General features: G+C 42.5%; 17 protein-coding genes. 15 read left to right on the forward strand and 2 right to left on the reverse strand.

The features are described 5' to 3' along the window. Positions 1 to 21: 21 nt before the first annotated feature. The 10 genes from SD70_RS19405 to SD70_RS37055 all read left to right on the forward strand — a co-directional run bounded on the left by SD70_RS19405 (position 22) and on the right by SD70_RS37055 (position 8,585). Positions 22 to 696: an EAL domain-containing protein gene (locus SD70_RS19405; RefSeq protein WP_041049179.1), complete on the forward strand. Its 675-nt coding sequence runs from the start codon at positions 22 to 24 to the stop codon at positions 694 to 696. 238 nt (positions 697 to 934) lie between these two features. Beyond that, positions 935 to 1,345, forward strand: a complete 411-nt coding sequence (locus SD70_RS19410) for a hypothetical protein (protein ID WP_041049180.1) — start codon at positions 935 to 937, stop codon at positions 1,343 to 1,345. Between the two features lie 242 nt (positions 1,346 to 1,587). Continuing rightward, positions 1,588 to 2,283 (forward strand): hypothetical protein, encoded by a 696-nt coding sequence (locus tag SD70_RS19415; protein ID WP_041049181.1) that lies wholly within the window; start codon positions 1,588 to 1,590, stop codon positions 2,281 to 2,283. A gap of 139 nt (positions 2,284 to 2,422) precedes the next feature. Beyond that, positions 2,423 to 3,028 (forward strand): hypothetical protein, encoded by a 606-nt coding sequence (locus tag SD70_RS19420; protein ID WP_041049182.1) that lies wholly within the window; start codon positions 2,423 to 2,425, stop codon positions 3,026 to 3,028. Positions 3,029 to 3,047: 19 nt separating this feature from the next. Continuing rightward, positions 3,048 to 3,641: a hypothetical protein gene (locus SD70_RS19425; protein WP_052487644.1), complete on the forward strand. Its 594-nt coding sequence runs from the start codon at positions 3,048 to 3,050 to the stop codon at positions 3,639 to 3,641. A 1-nt stretch (position 3,642) separates the two neighbouring features. Further along, entirely contained in the window at positions 3,643 to 3,936 is a 294-nt protein-coding gene (locus SD70_RS19430; RefSeq protein WP_041049183.1) for a hypothetical protein, read from the forward strand. A gap of 133 nt (positions 3,937 to 4,069) precedes the next feature. Then, entirely contained in the window at positions 4,070 to 5,428 is a 1,359-nt protein-coding gene (locus tag SD70_RS19435) for an AbiJ-related protein (RefSeq protein WP_041049184.1), read from the forward strand. 49 nt (positions 5,429 to 5,477) lie between these two features. Beyond that, complete coding sequence (locus SD70_RS19440) at positions 5,478 to 7,193, forward strand: hypothetical protein (protein ID WP_041049185.1); 1,716 nt, start codon at positions 5,478 to 5,480, stop codon at positions 7,191 to 7,193. A gap of 310 nt (positions 7,194 to 7,503) precedes the next feature. Then, entirely contained in the window at positions 7,504 to 7,809 is a 306-nt protein-coding gene (locus SD70_RS19445; RefSeq protein ID WP_052487645.1) for a hypothetical protein, read from the forward strand. Positions 7,810 to 8,159: 350 nt separating this feature from the next. After that, positions 8,160 to 8,585: a hypothetical protein gene (locus SD70_RS37055; protein WP_197081084.1), complete on the forward strand. Its 426-nt coding sequence runs from the start codon at positions 8,160 to 8,162 to the stop codon at positions 8,583 to 8,585. A 98-nt stretch (positions 8,586 to 8,683) separates the two neighbouring features. Here SD70_RS37055 and SD70_RS35035 read toward each other — a convergent pair whose 3' ends face one another. Together SD70_RS35035 and SD70_RS19460 are read right to left on the reverse strand one after the other, a co-directional pair. Next, on the reverse strand, positions 8,684 to 9,382 hold the full coding sequence (locus SD70_RS35035) for a helix-turn-helix domain-containing protein (RefSeq protein WP_231571312.1): 699 nt from the start codon (positions 9,380 to 9,382) through the stop codon (positions 8,684 to 8,686). A 189-nt stretch (positions 9,383 to 9,571) separates the two neighbouring features. Beyond that, positions 9,572 to 9,832 (reverse strand): helix-turn-helix domain-containing protein, encoded by a 261-nt coding sequence (locus SD70_RS19460; RefSeq protein ID WP_041049186.1) that lies wholly within the window; start codon positions 9,830 to 9,832, stop codon positions 9,572 to 9,574. A gap of 273 nt (positions 9,833 to 10,105) precedes the next feature. Here SD70_RS19460 and SD70_RS33640 point away from each other — a divergent pair, with 273 nt between their 5' ends. From SD70_RS33640 to SD70_RS19485, 5 genes are all read left to right on the forward strand, one after another. Further along, complete coding sequence (locus tag SD70_RS33640; RefSeq protein WP_052487646.1) at positions 10,106 to 11,089, forward strand: stalk domain-containing protein; 984 nt, start codon at positions 10,106 to 10,108, stop codon at positions 11,087 to 11,089. Positions 11,090 to 11,175: 86 nt separating this feature from the next. Then, positions 11,176 to 12,849, forward strand: coding sequence for a WG repeat-containing protein (locus SD70_RS33645; RefSeq protein WP_052487647.1), 1,674 nt, complete (start codon positions 11,176 to 11,178; stop codon positions 12,847 to 12,849). A gap of 79 nt (positions 12,850 to 12,928) precedes the next feature. After that, on the forward strand, positions 12,929 to 14,233 hold the full coding sequence (locus SD70_RS19475; RefSeq protein ID WP_041049187.1) for a stalk domain-containing protein: 1,305 nt from the start codon (positions 12,929 to 12,931) through the stop codon (positions 14,231 to 14,233). 988 nt (positions 14,234 to 15,221) lie between these two features. Next, complete coding sequence (locus SD70_RS19480; RefSeq protein ID WP_041049188.1) at positions 15,222 to 16,709, forward strand: Eco57I restriction-modification methylase domain-containing protein; 1,488 nt, start codon at positions 15,222 to 15,224, stop codon at positions 16,707 to 16,709. Then, the gene (locus tag SD70_RS19485) at positions 16,706 to 17,653 is read left to right on the forward strand and encodes a BsuBI/PstI family type II restriction endonuclease (protein ID WP_197081083.1); all 948 of its coding nucleotides are present in this window, start codon (positions 16,706 to 16,708) and stop codon (positions 17,651 to 17,653) included. Before SD70_RS19480 ends, SD70_RS19485 begins: the two co-directional genes overlap by 4 nt. The last annotated feature ends 229 nt before the right edge of the window (positions 17,654 to 17,882 follow it).

The raw sequence follows: 17,882 nt of genomic DNA on the forward strand, positions 1-17,882 counted from the left end.
TTTAAGTGAGGGGTTCCGACAATGCACATAACTGAAAAGCAAAAATGGAGCGAGTTTGGTGTTCAAGTGGAGTTTGCGCCGGTTGTTAATCGGGATTTTCAGCCTATCGCCTATGAAGCCATTATGCAGTTTGATGCTTCCTATCAGGAGCGGTTTTCGTACCTTGCTTCAGATCGGCATAATGTTCAGACCAATCTGGATTTTTACTATACAAAGTTGTCCGTCGAGACTTACAAGGGAACGGTTCCGCTGATCTTGAATTCTCGGCCAGAAGTAACCGCTCCTTACCTCAACTCGTTGTCGTACCCGAATAGTAAGATTATCTTGGCAGTTGAATATTCTCAGATGCTGTCTTATGGAAGGATGCAGCATCAGTCAGATCGGCCATCTAGAAATGGGATTCAAATTGTACTTTCGGGTTTTGTTCAATGCTTTATTTCTTTGCCGATCTTGATCGATATTCGACCAAAGTTTATTAAGTTGGCTTGGGATGTGATTCAGTCCTGCGCAGACGATGACACAATGAATGGTTTAGTCAATCTGTTGAAGCCGCTTAAAGAGTCAGGAACTTTGGTTATTGTTGACGGTATCGAGAATCGAGATCGGTTTGAGCGCGTAGAATTGGTTGCCGATGCCTTTCAGGGGTTCTGGTTTTCGCAGCATGGGCGGCAACAATCTATGCACAACAAAGCATAAAAAAGTAACATTCCGTTGAAGGTGCCGATAAAACGGCACTCTTTATTTTGGCGAGACGTTTTTGTACTGCTTCTTGTTTTACTGGAAAAAAGTTTTCTCGTACACCGGATACTCATTTCTCTACAGGCAGTATGCAACGGAGCTTAAATACAGCTTGTATGGATGCGGTATTGTCTCCGGGGTACATATTTTTCTAACCATACTGCTTCCAAAATGAAGATGTTGAGGAGGAGTTTTTGTGAACGTTCCGTCCCCTGAAATTAACAAGCATGTGGAGATGGCAGGATTGAGTCCGCTTGAACTTGCAAAGCTTAGGGCTGTGACGGCTGTTTACGCGCGTATGCTCATTATGTTTTATGAATATTCCCTTGAGAAGTATCTCATGACGAAGGAATGTCGCACAATCGAGGATTGTTCCTCGGCAATTGAGGGGTTCAGTAATTCAAGAGAGAGCAAGGATCGAATCTTCACTGAAGTTCAGTCCAGGTTATTTAATTTTATTGAATTAGAGAGGGTATGTGGTAACGTCGGCCAAGCAACATCTATTCAAGAGGTTCAAGCCTTTATGAAGAAATTTGAAGCAAATGAGCACCGCCTGAGAAGAAGAGTAAAAGTGTGGCTCGACAGGAGTTTATATAGAACCAAGTAAGTGAAACGCGACGAATGTTCACAAATCGGCAGTACAGACCTCACTACTCGAGTTTTGACTGCTGCTTCTTTTTTTTTCTGAAAAAAGTTTTACCCGTATACCGCATACTCATTTCTCTACAGGCAGTATGGTGCGGAGCTTAAATACAGCTTGTATGGATGCGGTATTGCTGTTCTGATCCCCCAGTGGGTACATTCAGTTGGCTAACCAAGTCCCATTTCAATTCAAGGAGGAGTTTTTCAATGAATGATCGACCTTCCAGAGAAGCGGAAACAGTAGGAGTATACCTACCGATTGTCGACCGCGAGTTCAACATTATCGCGTTTGAAGCAGCGGTAAAGCATGTAGAGACTGGCGCAGAACATGGAGATTTCGATTTGAGCGGCTTTCAAGACAACGAGGTAACGGATATCTGGGACTATTACTACCAGTACCAGGCCATCTCAAGCTACAAAGGGACTGTTCCCCTGCTCGTTCGTGCCGATGGTCGAGAAGCTTGCCCTGAGATTCTACCCTCTGCGACCGAGAATAATGCAAATATCATTTTTCTCTTAAAGAAGAGAAACATCGATTACGACTATTTAGACCTTCTTCAACTCAATCCGTCGTTCGCTTTGGAAGAGAATAGCGAAGGAGTCCTTGCTTGGCCTTTCTCGAGCAATTGGACGATTCCTGCATTCATCAAGACCTTTCCTTCGTTTATTAAGCTTAGGAGCGGGGATGGAGACCGCCCATTTATTCGTACTGAATGTATTGAGGGTGGCGACGAAAGTTTTGTCGACCTGATCTTATCTCCCTTTAAGAAGCTTGGTGTCAAGTTCATTGTATCCGGGGTTAACTGCAAAAAAGATTTCGATTTAATGAAGTACGCCGGGGACGGCTTTATGGGTTCGTGGATCACCGAGCAAGTGAACGGTAACAAATATGAAATTCAATAAGTAAAGCCAGTCACTCAGGGGTTAGCTCTCTTTGCAGGGAAGCGAGCCCCTTTTTATGCGATATATATCTTCGGTTGAGCCTTTTGGCCTAGTAGGGTATCATTAAAGGATAATGTTACCAAGTACAGCAGGAGGCTCTATGAACTTTTCATATGATAGAGAAGCGGAACTGAGGGAGAAGTTCAATCAGTTTATCACAAACAAAGTCACAGGGGTAAACGAGGACTATTACTCGCGACTATCAGTCGAGGATTTCGAAGAAATTAAGACGACTTTGAAGGACATACACAACATTATCACCTATAAGACCACAATCCGTTTTATTGATTGGGTTAGCGAGCGCTTCCCTTATGTGAATGAGAACTATCAGGTTTACTTGGATCAGGTATCAGGTACTAAGCCGAGCGACAATGGTTATGATCTCGTCGTTACTGGCGGGGTAAACATCATAGCAGAAATCAAATGCAACAAGCCGATCAACAATGGGTATAAATTTGGCTCAGCGCAGAGAAACGGTATCGTTAAGGATATTCGTGGCTTACTTGAAGGCAAATCCAAAGTTAAATCAGTTGATCCAAGTACGGCCTATAAATTTCTCGTCATATATGACTTTGGGGACTATACCTTAAAAGCAGCGCAGCACCTTATCAAAAATATTGAGGCTGATCTGAAAGGTAAAGTTGAGATTTACGATGATAGTACCTTGTTAACCTTGGAGAAGGTATATATCGTCTTTACTAAATAAACGAGGTGGGGTGTTAGAAATGAAGTTAGACCTGATGAAGCTATTTGATGGTTACGTCAGAAACTACCATACCTTCAATCTCTCCGTTCATCATGGCAAGCATTCGTTCACCATGACGGAGATTGAGTATTTTTCAAGACTCGGTTCGATGTTGGGGTATCTTCCCTACACGGAGGACACAGCCGGCGGCACCAGCAGACCGATGGACTTGTCATGGTGGGGCGAATACGATGGCGAGTATTGGTATGATCTGATCTTGCATTTGGAACGAGAAAACTTGCCAGACAAGGATGAGGAGACGTTGGACAAGTTATTTTGTGATCGTGAAATGCGCCCCTTAAATGTCATTGGGATTATGAATGTCCCGAGCAGGGACAGAATCAAAGAGTTGCTCAGTATCGCAAAAGCCACATGCAAGGTTGACAATGCCTTGCTTGTATTCAGAACATATTCGTCAAGAAAGAAAAAGCCTTACTTTGACGAGGTGCAGGCTTACTTGCTCAACAAAAGAAAAGTGACCGATACTAAGGCGGCATTCGTGACCGATATTGGTGGTACGCTTTTTATGCATTTCCACCCTATAAATAACTCGGATCAGGAAGGAATGGAGTAATATGACCGACGATTCTGTAAAGCATTATTTACCCGAAGAAGTCCCCGACCATTTGTTCACGCAAAGTCGTTTGAGCCGTATGGGTCTTGCACCGACCGCAGAGCATGTCGCGTTTGTCGTCTATCCAGAGCAGCGGCAGCAGTTCAAACTGTACGATATCGGAGCGACTAGAAAGCGGAAACAGCAAAAGGGGTTCTCTCTTGTTCAGAAGGATGCGACAGTTGAGCAGATATTGGCTGAACGCAAACGTGAACTGGAGATCAGAAAAATTCAGTTAGTGCCTGTTAAGAAATAACTCTTCCGCTACCGATAATTTTCACAGTTAGTTTATCAGAAGCGATTGTTTTGCCTTACGTAAAATAGATGACTGCCTTTTTAAATACCGCTACTGCCCAGTATTGTAATAAAACCGCAAATGGGAGGTTTCTATGGCGAGTATCAACGAACTTATTGATGCGATAACTCTGGTGTTGACAGAGGAAAAATCATATGACTTGCCGACCGTTTGCACACGATATGGTTTGGAAAGTGGAGATGAATCTGAGGCGTTTAAGAGTAGACGGGTTTATGTCCAAAGGAGATTGAAAGGCAAAGATCAGTTATTCCTACTGGACTTAGCTAAGCGAGTGATTAACGACTATGGTTCAAAAGCCAATACACTTGCAAAGTTAGTTCTTCGCCTTAGTCCAACAGGTGTCTTTACGATCAGCGAGATAACAAGGCGAAATATCATGGATGAACTATACGCCAGAAATAATATCCCTGGGAAGTACGATCTAGTTGAGTTTCTCAACAGGATATGGGATCTGGATAGCATGCCCTCAACTGATTCCCGGTTTAAGACCGCATCGGGCGATATATGGCAACATATGATCAACAATTATGATTGGGATGAAATTTACTTATACGAGAAGTATTTGGAGTTATTGACCGCAACTGATGAAGTGTTTATTAAGTTTTTGGAACAGGTCGTACACCCATTGGTGCGACAACAGGCAGAGCAGAACGAGTATATAGAGTTTATCAATAAACACTTAGTGAATGATGGGTATAAATTCTCGTTGGCTGATAATATCTCAGGGTTTCCGGTCTATAAAATAGATAAGGTGCTCGATGGGGTAAAAGGCAATGTAAAGAACCTGATATTCGCGGCGGTTGGGCATAAGCCTGAAATTGTTATTAGTGATTCGATCAATAACGATATTAAAATCGTGAAGCATGAAGAAAACTGCTTAGTCTATGATCGCCCTATTCCAAACACAGGTTTGTATTGGGCAGACCTTGTAATGTGGTGGGCAAATATGCACGGTATTCAGGAACCTAATAAGGACGCAGAAATTGCGCTTTACAAAAGGCTATTCAGCTCCTTGGATTCTCTGCCGGAGAAATTGATGTTCAAAAGCTATTTTAGATACTTCAAAGAGTTGTTTGATAAAAACTTTCCTGCTTTAGTACCTCAAGTCTACTTGCATTATGATCCTTACACAATAAGGCAAAGGGCAGGAAAAGCGTACTTACCTAGGCAACGTATGGACTTTCTCTTGTTATTCTCAAACAAACAGCGAATCGTCCTTGAAATAGACGGAAAGCAGCATTATTCCGATGGAGATACATCTAGTCCCAAAAAATACGCGGAAATGGTGCAAGCAGACAGGGAGTTAAAACTGAACGGATATGAAGTTTACCGGTTCGGAGGGTATGAACTGACGGATGAAGAGATAGGGTCAAAAGTCATAAAGGAGTTTTTCGAAGGACTATTCAAAAAGCATGGAGTTAAATCATCTTAAAATATCGACGTGTGCATTTTAAAGGATGAGAATTACGTGGAGGGGTATAATGCTACAGATAATCTCTGGTAAGTTTTTTGGAAATAAGGACATTCATGAGCACAAGGGTCGTGGCATCTTATACTCAAACTATAGTTGGTTTAACACTATTGAAACAGAGATTGCATCCTTAGAACCCGCTGATCTTCATGGCGATGCAAAAGGTTATGTTCTTAGCTATGTTAACAGACTGGAGAGTGATGAAGGTAAGGGGTTTTCTTTAGTAAGAACGGGTGACCCAGAGATTGTACAACAGTTCAAGATATTGTGTTCTTTTGGGCTGAATGCCTATTTTGATCATGACAAAGCAAATGTTCAACTAAATTGCAGAGAGAAATCTGGGGGTATAGGAGACGACACTGTTCCTGCCCAATTTGTTCCCAGATTTTTTAAGAAGCAGATTGACGGCAATCTTGCTGAAATAGATTATTTTAAACAGTTAGTAAAGCAAGTAATTGGTTTGAAAAGAGAAGATTATAAAAACGTTATTACATGTTTAGGTAATTATTCAGATGCATTGGAGGTTGTCAATTTTAACCTCGATCTGGCTTATACGATGCTAATCTATTCGTTAGAAGCCCTAAGCAAAAAGTATAACCACTATACTCCTTCTTGGCAAGACTATGACCAACGGTTAAAAAAGGAGCTTGAAGCTCATTTTGCCTCATTAGATAACGAAAAGGTTCAAGGGATAAAAGATACATTGATCAAGTCAGCACATTTGAAATTGCAACAGAATTTTATTGACTTCATATGCAAAAATATTTCTGATTCTTTTTTTGAAGAAGAGTCATTCGCTGTCACTTCTGCTCTTAAAAAATCAGAGTTAAAGAGGGCACTTCGAAACGCGTACATTCTAAGATCCGGCTATGTTCATGAATTGAGGACAATCTTGAAACAGTTGAAGCTCCCTGCTATTGCCGCTGGAGATGTCTTTCGTTGGCAAGGAGAGCCCTACCTAACTTTTTCGGGACTTATTCGAGTATTTAGGCACGTAATTAAAAACTTTATCTGGTCTAGAGAAACTGTTGAATCAGAAAAGGTAAACTGGAGAAATGAATTACCGGGGGTATATTGGTTCGAGCCAGCACCGCAATATTGGGTGTGGCAACATGAAAATTTCCATACGACTCACGCAACCAGCAAATTTTCGGGCTTCTTGTCGCAGTTGGCAGGAGCAATAATTCAGAAAGAGCCTTTATCAGATTTAAAGTTATTGTTAGAGAGATATGCAACGCTTTTCCCGAATGCAAAGAAGAAAGATAAAGTATCAATGTACTGTATGTATCTGCTGTATTCAATATCGGTAAGTGAAGAACACAGGCCGGTAAATCACGAGAAATTTATAACTGACTATGAAGACTTGTCTGAAATACCTTGCATAGAGACTATGGTAACTTATTTGTACTTGGGACAGGAATGGCCGTGGGAATTTGATGTTTGTCGGAAGATTTATGAGGAGTATAATATATCGAGATTTTCATCAAGTTCATTGAAGTTACCTAGTACTTTTGAGATTGGTATACTGTGTCGTTTAGGAAACCTGTGTCCTTCTGAAGAAGATTTAGGGGGACGAACGACTTGGTTTAAGCTTGCTCAGCATGAAGCAGCGGGACTTGAACATATTCAAAAATATATTGGAGATTGTATACAAAATAAGTGTGAAGCAGATATTTCCTATATTCTTGGGGGCTGTAAAGAAGAATTAGATTCAACAGACCACTGATCCTGTAAACCAAATTTTTATGGGCACTAAGTTACTCATTTTTATCGACTTATCCAGAGTACCTTCTGTTTTCTAAAAACATAATTTCCGTTCGACAACGGCAACCAAAGAGTAATAAACACAAGATCAATCAAGTCCAACCGTCAAGCGACTAGGGGTCAGAAGCCCCTTTTTCTGTCTATATGTCCTCCAGACCTCATCGCCCTCTCTGACCTCACTAACCACTCTCCCCACTTCCGCAAAATCTACTTGAAAGCACTCTCCCCATTACGCTACCATCAACGAAACTGTTGATGGGAGGCTAATACCTATGTCACAACTTCCTTGTCCAGACTGGCTAAAGCCCGCTTTTAAACAACGCTTCGATGAGTTAGCTTTTGCGGCTGGAGAGTATCAGATCAATAAAGAAGTTCGCCAGAATCAGGAAACGCTCATGAAGAGACTTCGCGGCGAATTGTCGGAAGAACAGCTGAAGTTATTGCTCGAATGGGACGAGACGGCGAATTATCGAAACGCGATAGAGAAAGAGCAGATGTACTACGCCGGAATCAAGGACGGCATACTCATCAGCAAGCATTTCTTTGGTTTTATGTCGGCTGATGCTGATAAACCGTGAGTAACTTGGTAAACTGTGATCCGGGGCAGTCCGGCCACGAAGGTCGCGATAAAACGTCCAGTTACCTTCTATTATCCCGACTATTCCATGTTCGGTCACAGGGTTGCCACTGATTTTTCGGCGGTATCCCCCTCCTTCTGCTTGTGGGGGTGTTCAAAATCCGCCGCAGGACAGCGCGGCGGCAACCTTCATATTAGTTCATAGATTTAAGTTACCTATTTCATACCCATCAACTTCATGCTATGATACGGGTAACTTAAATCATAGAGGTGACGATCATGCCCCGAGGGGGTAAACGTGAAGGCGCGGGTCGGAAAGCGATAGGAATAACGCGCAAGGTATCGCTCACGTTGTCCGAGGACGAATGGGCCGAACTCGAAGCGTCTGGCAAGACGTTGTCGGCTTTCTTTCGTGATCTCATGCGTCTGCCAACAGCTCCAGAGCCGGTTAAGGAAAAGGTCGCCTACGAGCGGCGACATGCCGAGGAGCGTTGGCAAATCTATCTGCGCACCACAGAGCAGCAACCATCGCCGGAAGTGATTGAGAAGGCAAAAGATGCCACGTTCCGTCTCTTGTTTCCAGACGGAGAGAATGTGGCGAAAGTCGAGACGAAAACACAGTACATATGTCCGTTCACGGGCAAACGGTTCGGTTCAATGGATGCTTTGGTTCGCGCCGCGATTCCGCACCTCATTAAGAGTGCCGAAGCGGATCAGCGTTGGAAAAACGCCAGTGAACAGCCGCGTTCCCCTCAGTATTTCGATCAAATTAGATAAAGGTTCCATTTTTCAAAAGTTATTTTTGCAGTACGGTATCCCCATCGTACCGTTCATGGGGGTACATAAAAGCCGCCTAGCAAATAGCGAAGGCGGCTCTACTCTTTCTTTTCTTTAATCAAATCGTTGCCATTGATGCCGAGAAGTTCATATGCCTGTTGAACCATCTCACGGTCTTTGCCGAACAGTTGAAAAGACTTGTTATAAATTCCGCTGATCGCTGTAACGTGATTGAGATTTTGAACCATAAATTGGGAGTTGCACAGGACGGCAACACTTTTTGAATAGTTCAATAATTTCTTTTGGAACTCGACCGCTTTCTCCGCAACTTCTGGCGAGTACACAGCCGGTTCCCCGTCTGCAGCAAGCATATTTCTATGATCGACCAGCACGCTTACCTCCCCCTTACCAAAGCCAGCACAGATCCCGATCAAGGTTCTGTCCATGTATGCCACATCTTTTGGGGTCAGAAGGCCTTTTACCGTAAATGCCAGCACTCGTGTTTCAGGATCAAGATGGTACTTAAACCGTTCCTGAATCGGCTCCGCAAAGTCCTTTTGTAAATATGTAGGGGTTGCCGAAAATCTCTCCCCAGAAAACATATATTCAATTGAAACTGTCAGCGCGGCAGCGATCTTTTCGATGTTCACCAAACTTACATTCCTTGCGCCACGCTCAACATCCGTTATATATGTTCGATCAAGTCCGGCTCTATGCGCCAGTGTTTCTTGCGACATTCCGCTACGCATCCGCAGTTCGCGTAGCCGTTGACCAAAATGATGGCGTATATCCTGCAAATCAATGACCTCCCGACAACGACAACTCTATATCAAAAATATCGGCATAGCAGGTCTGGAGGTTTAGTTCTCGTTAAATGTCACTTAAAGTCCGTGGAAAATTATTCTCCGTTCCAGTACTCTTTGTCTCGAAACGCAAAAATCCGTCAGGTGTCTCCCGACGGATCATCGAGGGGTATGCATGTTAAGTCACTCTCTCCCCTTGGGGTTCAGCTTTTCGATCTCGATCTCCAATAGCTGGACAAAGTGAGAAGGCTTAATCTTCAACGCCGAGCATAGCTCGAATATCTTGGTCATTGACGGCTCGTATTTACCGACTTCAATCATCGAGATATATGCGCGGTCAACCTCACATGCTCCTGCGAGATCCTCTTGGCTCATGCGTTGTTTCTCGCGGAGTCCTTTAAGTGTTTTAGCGATAATGGGTTTAAGAAATTCCTTCTGGTTCAATGCAGCGTTCCTCTTTTTACCCAATTATCAGATGTGCTATTATGGGTATACCAGAAAGGATACTCAACAAATTGGGATTTTATACCTTATTTTCGAGGTTTTTTATGCTGTCCAAGGGGTTCTCTGACAACAACCAGAGACCTCTTAGCATTATTATTATTTGCCGTATGAAGGATGGTGGTCGAAGGGGTGTTGGGGGCTAAGTGCAGATTTTGAGGCAATGGTGATAGGAAAGCAGTTTTTACAAATCTTAAGACAGGAGACACGAGAAACATGAACAAAGGATTGCAGAAGATTTCGTTTGTGATGGTCTTTTCTTTAATGCTTTCGGCGTTTGCATCATTCACGGCCGCTGCCGCGAGTGAGGCTAAGTTTGTGTACTATGGGTCTAAGGGCGGGTATATCACAATCTCAAATGTAATTGAGGAAAAAACTAAGAACCTTTTCATTACCAATTCACCTGCTAAAATCACCTTTGTTTCAGATGAGTTGGGCATGCAAGATATTTACTATGCTCCTGAAGCTAAAATCAGCGGCACCAAAGTTGATTGGGGTGATTTCGGGAAGTTTGAGAAAGTAGAGTTTGACGTCAAGAAATTTACATATGCTGGCGAAGATAAGGTTTATGATGAACATCTGGATACACAGTTCGAAAATGAAGTGTCTTATCTTGCAGGGAACTATGCCACATTAAATAAACCCGGCATTTATCAAGTGGAAGTTGCTTTACCAGCGCAAGGCTCAGAAGTTATTGCGATTCAAGTCGTCTCTCAGGATCAAGGTGCCATTTCTGAGCCGAATAACCCTACATCTACAACAGTGACGGAAAAAGCAAACCCTACCGCATCGAAGGTATTGATCAATGGTAAAGAAGTCTCGTTCGAAGCCTACAACATTGGCGGAAACAACTACTTCAAGCTGCGTGATCTCGCCGCGGCGCTGAACGGATCGCAGAAAAGCTTCGAGGTCAAGTGGGACGGTGCAAAAAATGCGATCAGTCTGGAATCAGGCAAGGCTTATACTCCTGCTGGTGGTGAACTTCAGGCTTCAGGTAAATCAACGGAACAGATTGCAAAAGCTACAAGCTCTAAGATTTATCTGGACGGTAAAGAGGTTCAACTTACAGCGTACAACATCGGCGGTAATAACTATTTCAAGCTGAGAGATATTGGCAAGCTGTTCGATTTCGGGGTTACTTGGAACGGAAAAGCTAATACAATCGAGGTTGATACGTCTGCAAGTTATAAAGATGAATAATCCTAGCATGGTCGGGGGTCGAAAGCAATTTCTCGACCCCTGATTCACTTTACGAGTAATCAGTAACGAGGAGGTTAAGGTTGATAATGAATAATCGTAGAGCTATGTGCATACTCTTTGCATTCAGTCTTTTACTGGCTCAACTACTTGTCCCAACAGCACAGGCACAAGGTGGCAGCAACGAGCCGATTTACGCAATTAAACCGCAGTTTCATAACGGCCCTTTTTCATTTCATGAAGGCATGGCATTTGCCGATGGCTCTTTTATTGATCGTACAGGAAATGTCCTTTTTAAATTGCCATACTCCTATTATGCATTCGTTGAAAGAGACCCGTATTACTTGGTTCAATACACTTTCAATGAAGGCTTGGCTTCTGTATCTCCCAACAAGGGTTCTACCGGAGTTATAAATAATTCAGGTGAGGAAGTAGTTTCCCCTAAATACGGTATGGTTTACCCGTATAACGAAGGTATGGCTGCTGTTAGTAAAGTTGATGTGAAGAGTGGCAATCCAAGCTTATCTTGCGGATATATTGATACGTCTGGTAATGAGATTATTAAACGTCAATTCGGGGAGTGTAAAAGTTTTAGCGAAGGGCTTGCAGTTGTAGGGCCTCCCAATGGCATGTTTGATTTTAGTGCAACAAACTATTTCATCGATAAATCAGGTAATAAAGCATTTCAGACTGAATTTAGCAATGCATTTAGTTTTAGCGACGGTCTTGCTCAAGTTCGCCCTTTATCCAGTAATTATTATGGATATATTGACAAGACAGGAAAGATGGTTATTCCTGCTCAGTATAAACACGCAAATGATTTCAATGAGGGGTTAGCTGTTATTGAGGTTGACGGGAAATACGGAGCGATTGATAAGAATGAGAAGTTCGTGATCCAACCTAAGTACGACTTTATGGGCAATAAATTCAGTGAGGGATTGGCTGTTGTGAGCATTAACGATAAATACGGGTTTATTGATAAATCTGGACGGATAGCAATATCCCCTCAGTTTGAAAAAAGCCCAGGTTATTTCAGCGAAGGACTTGCACGTGTTAGAATCAACGGAAAGTACGGGTATATTGATAAGTCTGGGAATGTGGTTATTAAAGCCATGTTTGATGATGCAACTGATTTTAGCGAAGGGTTAGCCGCTGTGAAGATCGACGGACTGTGGGGGTATGTTATAAATCCCAATGATACCGTTTCCGACTGGGCAAGGTCAGAAATTCAGTCAGCGTCATCTCTAAACCTTATACCAATACAGATGCATTACGGCTATACAACTAACATTTCCCGATCCGACTTCAGCAAGCTCGCGGTGCATCTTTTAGAGGTCAAGACTGGAAAATCGATATCAACATTACTTTCTGAGAAGGGAAAAACGCTCGATACATCGGCTTTTAACGATACCACCGATCCTTCTATTCTCGCCGCTTACTCTCTCGGAATCGTTGGCGGTAAAGGAAACGGCATCTTCGATCCTAATGGTGATATAACCCGTCAAGAAGCCGCTGTAATGTTAGCCAGAACAGCCAAAGTATTGGCTATCAGCAATGTTGGCGGAAACGTAACTTATGCAGACGCCGATGAAATTGCAGGTTGGGCAAAAGATTCTGTGTCACTTGTTTCCGCCATCAAGGATAAAACAAATCAGAGTCCGGTTATGGGCAGCACCGGTGATAATAATTTCAGTCCGAAGGCCAGTTATACGAAGCAACAGGCGTTTATTACGATGAAAAGGCTGTTTAACGCTTTGCAATAGCAGAGGTTCGGTTCATTGCATGAGGAATTAAAACAGCGTGCCATTCCAGGGGATACCTAATATAAGGATGTGTTTTCGGATGAAAAGAAATGTTAAACGTATGATGGCATCGTTGCTGGTGACTTCCGTGTTTATGTTATTCTTCACCTCTCAGGCATTAGCCACGGTTGCAATACCAACAAATGATAAAGATGTTGCCAGTAACTTTGTTATAAATGACTCGAGACTTCCTAATCAACTCGTAGAGGATAACGCTATATTTTTAGGTGATAAGGATGTTCCGATGGATTTATTGAAAAGCTACCATGAATTTTATACAAATGCTTTGTTACCTGATGTGACGAAATTTTTTCCTGAAGTCGCTAATTATAAAGAGAGACCAATCTTTGTCGTCAGTAACGAGTTTATAAAGAATGCCGGTTTAGTAGAGGGTTATTATAATGGCCGTTATATTGTGCTAAAAAATTATCCAGATAATCTTATAGCTAAAGTTTTGATTGCCCATGAGTTTATCCATTGGGTTGTTCATAAGATTGTTACGGACGGAAAATCTCCAAGCTTGCCCACTTTTGTGGATGAAGGAATCGCCATCAATATTTCAAATATGCTATACAACGAGTCGGATGTTAAACATTTTGATTGGACTTCCGGCTATCCTTATATCGATAAGGAATGGTCAGTTGTCGCGCAATCGACTGAATACGCTCCCCCTTTATGGAATCATGACGAAGAGGATGCTTGGACGATCACAGCATTTGATTTTTTAGTCAAAAAGTACGGTTTTTCCAAGATGGTACGCTATTTAGAGCAAGTAAAGGTCGGTGGCAGAAAAGCGTTTATCGAAGTCTTTGGCAATACTCCAACGAGATTTCAAAAGGAGTACGAAGAAGAAGTACAAAAACTTCGTGAAATGCATGGTAACAAAGCGCCTGTCAGGTTACCAAATGAAGAACCGCCTAGAAAATTCGGCTCGTCAGATGTGGGAATACGTATCAATGGAAAATATGTAGAGGTTACACCAAAAGCTAAGATTGTTAATGGAGTAACTTTTGTCCCCGTTAGAGGGGTATTTGAAACCCTTGGAGCCAAAGTAGTATGGATGCCGCCCCCATCGAAAGCAATTTCGGCAACGGGAGAGGAAATAAAAGTAACTGCATTAGGAACTGTTATAATAACAAAGTCAGGGTTTCCTCGAATAGAACTAGACATTGGTAAGAACTTTGCAAAAGTTGACGCTGATAAGGTGCCATTAGACGTCCCCTCTTTTATTTCGAGTGAAGGATCAGCGTATATACCATTGCGCTTTATTAGTGAAGCAATCGGAGCAGAGGTGAATTGGGAAGCTGGAAATTGGACAGTTGTTATTGATCAGTTTGAACAATAACCATTGAGTGTGTGTCGTTCATTTGCCGCGACGGTTATTCGGGATCATAAGGGATTGGAAAAATTTTGTTGCATCCTCCCATTTATGTTGATAAAATAATACATGTCCTAAAGCATCAGCAGAGTCCTCGTTGGATAATTCCAGCGGGGATTTATTTTTACATTTTGTTGTGAAGGAACAGTTTTATAGATATCGAAATATTAAGGTAATTGTCGTAAGGGAGATATATCATGAATATTTCTTATACAGTAGTCGATGGCGTGGGTGATATCGTTGTCACTTCTGAAAATGGAAAGCTCAAGCGTATCGGGTAAATGGTTTTATCAGTCGGGGGTTGATCTTCGCGTCCTGCGAACTCAAGCGTAGGCCGAAGTCCTCTCAGCTGACCACGTTCGATGGTAATCCAGCCGACTTTGAGTGGCTTCCTCCTTCCGATTAGTCTGGTAATTATGGGGGCATCGGGGGCATAGTTTTTTGCAAACTGATTCCTAAAATGATTAGTCTCTGAATACATCAACAGTATCTCCACATGTCGGGCAATCCGGTGAGGGGTTATCTTTGATTGGAGATCCCGCATAAAAGCCACGAGGTTAAACAATTCGCCTGCCACAATACATGGCTAACTTTCATGTTTCGATTAAAAATTGCACTTATGCCCTGAGGGTATGACTGTTGAACGATCATTCCGATACATAAGTGCTTTTTTATTTTGTCATCAATGAAGTTGGTAACTAAAATTTGCCGCGGCGGTTACTTGGGGGCAACGGGGGCATGGGTTTTGAAGAATTCTCATTCTCACTCAGAAATCAATATCTTGCTTCCTCTCTTCTATGTTGATAATATAGTACTTGTCCGAAAGCATCGGCAATCCTCGTCGGGAAGCACCCACGAGGATTTTTATTTGGGTCAAAGTCAACATACTATTTGAAGGCGGCTAACCTTTCATATTAAAATAAAGAGATACATTCTGCAAGCAAGAGGTGCAAACATGACGCAAATTCTTGAGTCCGTAGATAAAGAACGATTAGCAGTGAACCCGTTACTGAAGAACAAATCCGAATTAGGGCAGTTTTTAACTCCTTCGAGTGTCGCAAAGTTTATGGCTTCACTATTCGACAAAAAGTTGATGTCAGACCCTAAAATCCTTGATGCAGGTGCTGGTATTGGTTCATTAACAAGCGCATTCTTGGAGCGTATTGTATCGGAAAACCTCAGTGATCGGGCTTCTGTGACTGTCGTTGAGATAGATGAAGTTTTAAGATCTCGGCTTATAAGGACGCTAGGTTTATTCGAGAATAAGCTTAAGCTTGATAAGCAGATTATAACAGAGGATTTTATTGAATGGGCTACAAACGCTCTTCTTGACGAGAATAGCTTACTGGCTAGTTCAAAAATCCGCTTTTCCCATGCTATTTTGAATCCGCCTTATAAGAAAATAGCTAGTTCATCTCGACATCGTAAGTTATTGCGCGGCGTCGGAATTGAAACAGTGAATTTATACTCTGCTTTCGTCGCACTGACAATTGAGTTGATGGAAGAACACGGCCAGATCGTTGCTATTATTCCACGAAGTTTTTGCAACGGCCCTTACTTTCGTCCTTTTCGGCAGCTGCTTCTTGAAAAAACTGCAATAAAGCACGTGCACTTATTTGACTCTAGAGACAAGGCTTTCAAGGACGATGAAGTTTTGCAGGAAAACGTTATAATGCTACTTGAGCGGGGGGCAAGTCAAACCGAAGTCAAAGTGACTACATCTCGAGATGACAGTTTTGCTGATTACGAAGAAAACTGCTATCCCTTTGAAAAGATCGTTCAACCGAATGATTCGGAACTCTTTATTCATATTCCTACATCAAATGATCTTAGTTTTATCGAGCGATTTCCTTCTGTACATTATTCACTAAAAGAAATCGGCGTAGAGGTTTCTACAGGGCCAGTAGTTGATTTTCGTGTAAAAGGACATTTGCGCAATATGCCCGAAGAAGGAACTGTCCCCCTCTTCTACCCAAATCATTTTGTCGGTACATCGATAGAATGGCCAAAGGTAATGAAGAAGCCAAATGCGGTCTTTGTAGATGATACGATGAAAAAGTGGCTCTATCCAAACGGGTATTACACTGTGGTAAAGAGATTTTCGTCTAAGGAAGAAAAACGCCGGATTGTGGCAGGGGTATTAACTCCCGAAAGCATTAACTATTCAGAGGTTGGGTTTGAAAACGGACTTAATGTCATCCATTATAAAAAACAAGGGATACCTGCTGAACTGGCGTTTGGTTTGTACGCATATTTAAACTCTACTGAAGTGGATAGGTATTTTAGAGTTTTTAATGGGCACACCCAGGTTAATGCAACTGATCTTCGTACAATGAAATATCCTAGCAGGGAGAAGCTAGAAAAGTTTGGTAGATGGGTAATGGCCAACTCTGATAAAATAGGACAAGAAGAAATTGATCAGAAGTTGGAGGAGATTCTGTGACAGAGGGCATTCATCCCAATCTTGAAGGAGCACTGGAGATACTCAAAGCTCTTGGCTTACCAAGAGCGCAATTAAACGAGCGTTCGGCACTTTGCCTTTTGGCCATATTGAATCTGACACCGGATAAATCATGGTCACAGGCAGAAAACCCGTTAATCGGCATCACACCAATGATGGAGTTTAGCCGAGTACATTACGGTAAAGAATACGCGCCGAATACTCGGGAAACCTTCAGGCGGCAGACAATGCATCAGTTTATCGAAGCTGGTATCTCGTTGTACAATCCTGACAAACCGACCCGTCCTGTTAATAGTCCTAAAGCTGTGTATCAGATTGAACCCGAGGCATTAAAGTTAATACGGAAATACGGAACTTCTCAATGGGAGCCAGCTTTAGAGGCGTATCTTGCAACCAGAGAAACACTTGTCGAAAGATATGCCAAGGAAAGAGAGCAGAACCGACTGCCTGTACAAATTGCTCCCGGTAAGCAGATTCATATTAGCCAAGGTGAACATAGTGAGTTGATCAAGGCGATCATCGAGGATTTCGCCGCGCGTTATGTGCCTGGGGGGATTCTTATATATGCTGGAGATACCGGCGATAAGTGGGGATATTTCGATGAGGAATTATTAAGTCGTCTTGGAGTGCGAGTTAACTCTAAGGGTAAGATGCCAGATGTAATTCTTTATTATCCTGAGAAGGACTGGTTGTTGCTGATCGAATCGGTAACAAGCCACGGGCCGGTTGACGGAAAACGTCATGATGAATTAGCGCGGCTGTTTAAAGATTCTTCTGCCGGTATTGTTTATGTGACAGCCTTCCCGAACCGTGCAGTAATGGCTCGGTATCTAAGTGTCATCGCTTGGGAAACTGAGGTATGGGTTGCCGACGCTCCCTCCCACCTTATTCATTTTAATGGGGTTAGGTTTTTAGGGCCATATTAACTTTCCACTTGAATTTGAATATTCAACTTAACTTTGAGCTACAGTAGGCGGTCCAAAAATTTCACACCTATTTTGTAAAGCACGACTGTTTTATCGGTCTACGCTTACAAATAGGTGTTTTTTGTTTTCAGCGATGGATTTAGAGCGCTGCAGAAATTTATCCAAGACTGCAGTTTCATCTGCAGAAAGATAACTGTTTGTATCTGATCAGAAAGGGGGGCCGTCTGCC

It is taken from the genome of Gordoniibacillus kamchatkensis (assembly GCF_000829455.1).
GTDB classification, from domain to species: Bacteria; Bacillota; Bacilli; order Paenibacillales; family NBRC-103111; genus Gordoniibacillus; species Gordoniibacillus kamchatkensis.

Bases quoted from the DNA above. Each gene is read 5' to 3' on its own strand.
- SD70_RS19405 (WP_041049179.1), top strand. From the start codon at position 22: ATGCACATAACTGAAAAGCAAAAATGGAGCGAGTTTGGTGTTCAAGTG.
- SD70_RS19415 (WP_041049181.1), top strand. From the start codon at position 1,588: ATGAATGATCGACCTTCCAGAGAAGCGGAAACAGTAGGAGTATACCTA.
- SD70_RS19420 (WP_041049182.1), top strand. From the start codon at position 2,423: ATGAACTTTTCATATGATAGAGAAGCGGAACTGAGGGAGAAGTTCAAT.
- SD70_RS19425 (WP_052487644.1), top strand. From the start codon at position 3,048: ATGAAGTTAGACCTGATGAAGCTATTTGATGGTTACGTCAGAAACTAC.
- SD70_RS19430 (WP_041049183.1), top strand. From the start codon at position 3,643: ATGACCGACGATTCTGTAAAGCATTATTTACCCGAAGAAGTCCCCGAC.
- SD70_RS19435 (WP_041049184.1), top strand. From the start codon at position 4,070: ATGGCGAGTATCAACGAACTTATTGATGCGATAACTCTGGTGTTGACA.
- SD70_RS19440 (WP_041049185.1), top strand. From the start codon at position 5,478: ATGCTACAGATAATCTCTGGTAAGTTTTTTGGAAATAAGGACATTCAT.
- SD70_RS19445 (WP_052487645.1), top strand. From the start codon at position 7,504: ATGTCACAACTTCCTTGTCCAGACTGGCTAAAGCCCGCTTTTAAACAA.
- SD70_RS33640 (WP_052487646.1), top strand. From the start codon at position 10,106: ATGAACAAAGGATTGCAGAAGATTTCGTTTGTGATGGTCTTTTCTTTA.
- SD70_RS33645 (WP_052487647.1), top strand. From the start codon at position 11,176: ATGAATAATCGTAGAGCTATGTGCATACTCTTTGCATTCAGTCTTTTA.
- SD70_RS19475 (WP_041049187.1), top strand. From the start codon at position 12,929: ATGAAAAGAAATGTTAAACGTATGATGGCATCGTTGCTGGTGACTTCC.
- SD70_RS19480 (WP_041049188.1), top strand. From the start codon at position 15,222: ATGACGCAAATTCTTGAGTCCGTAGATAAAGAACGATTAGCAGTGAAC.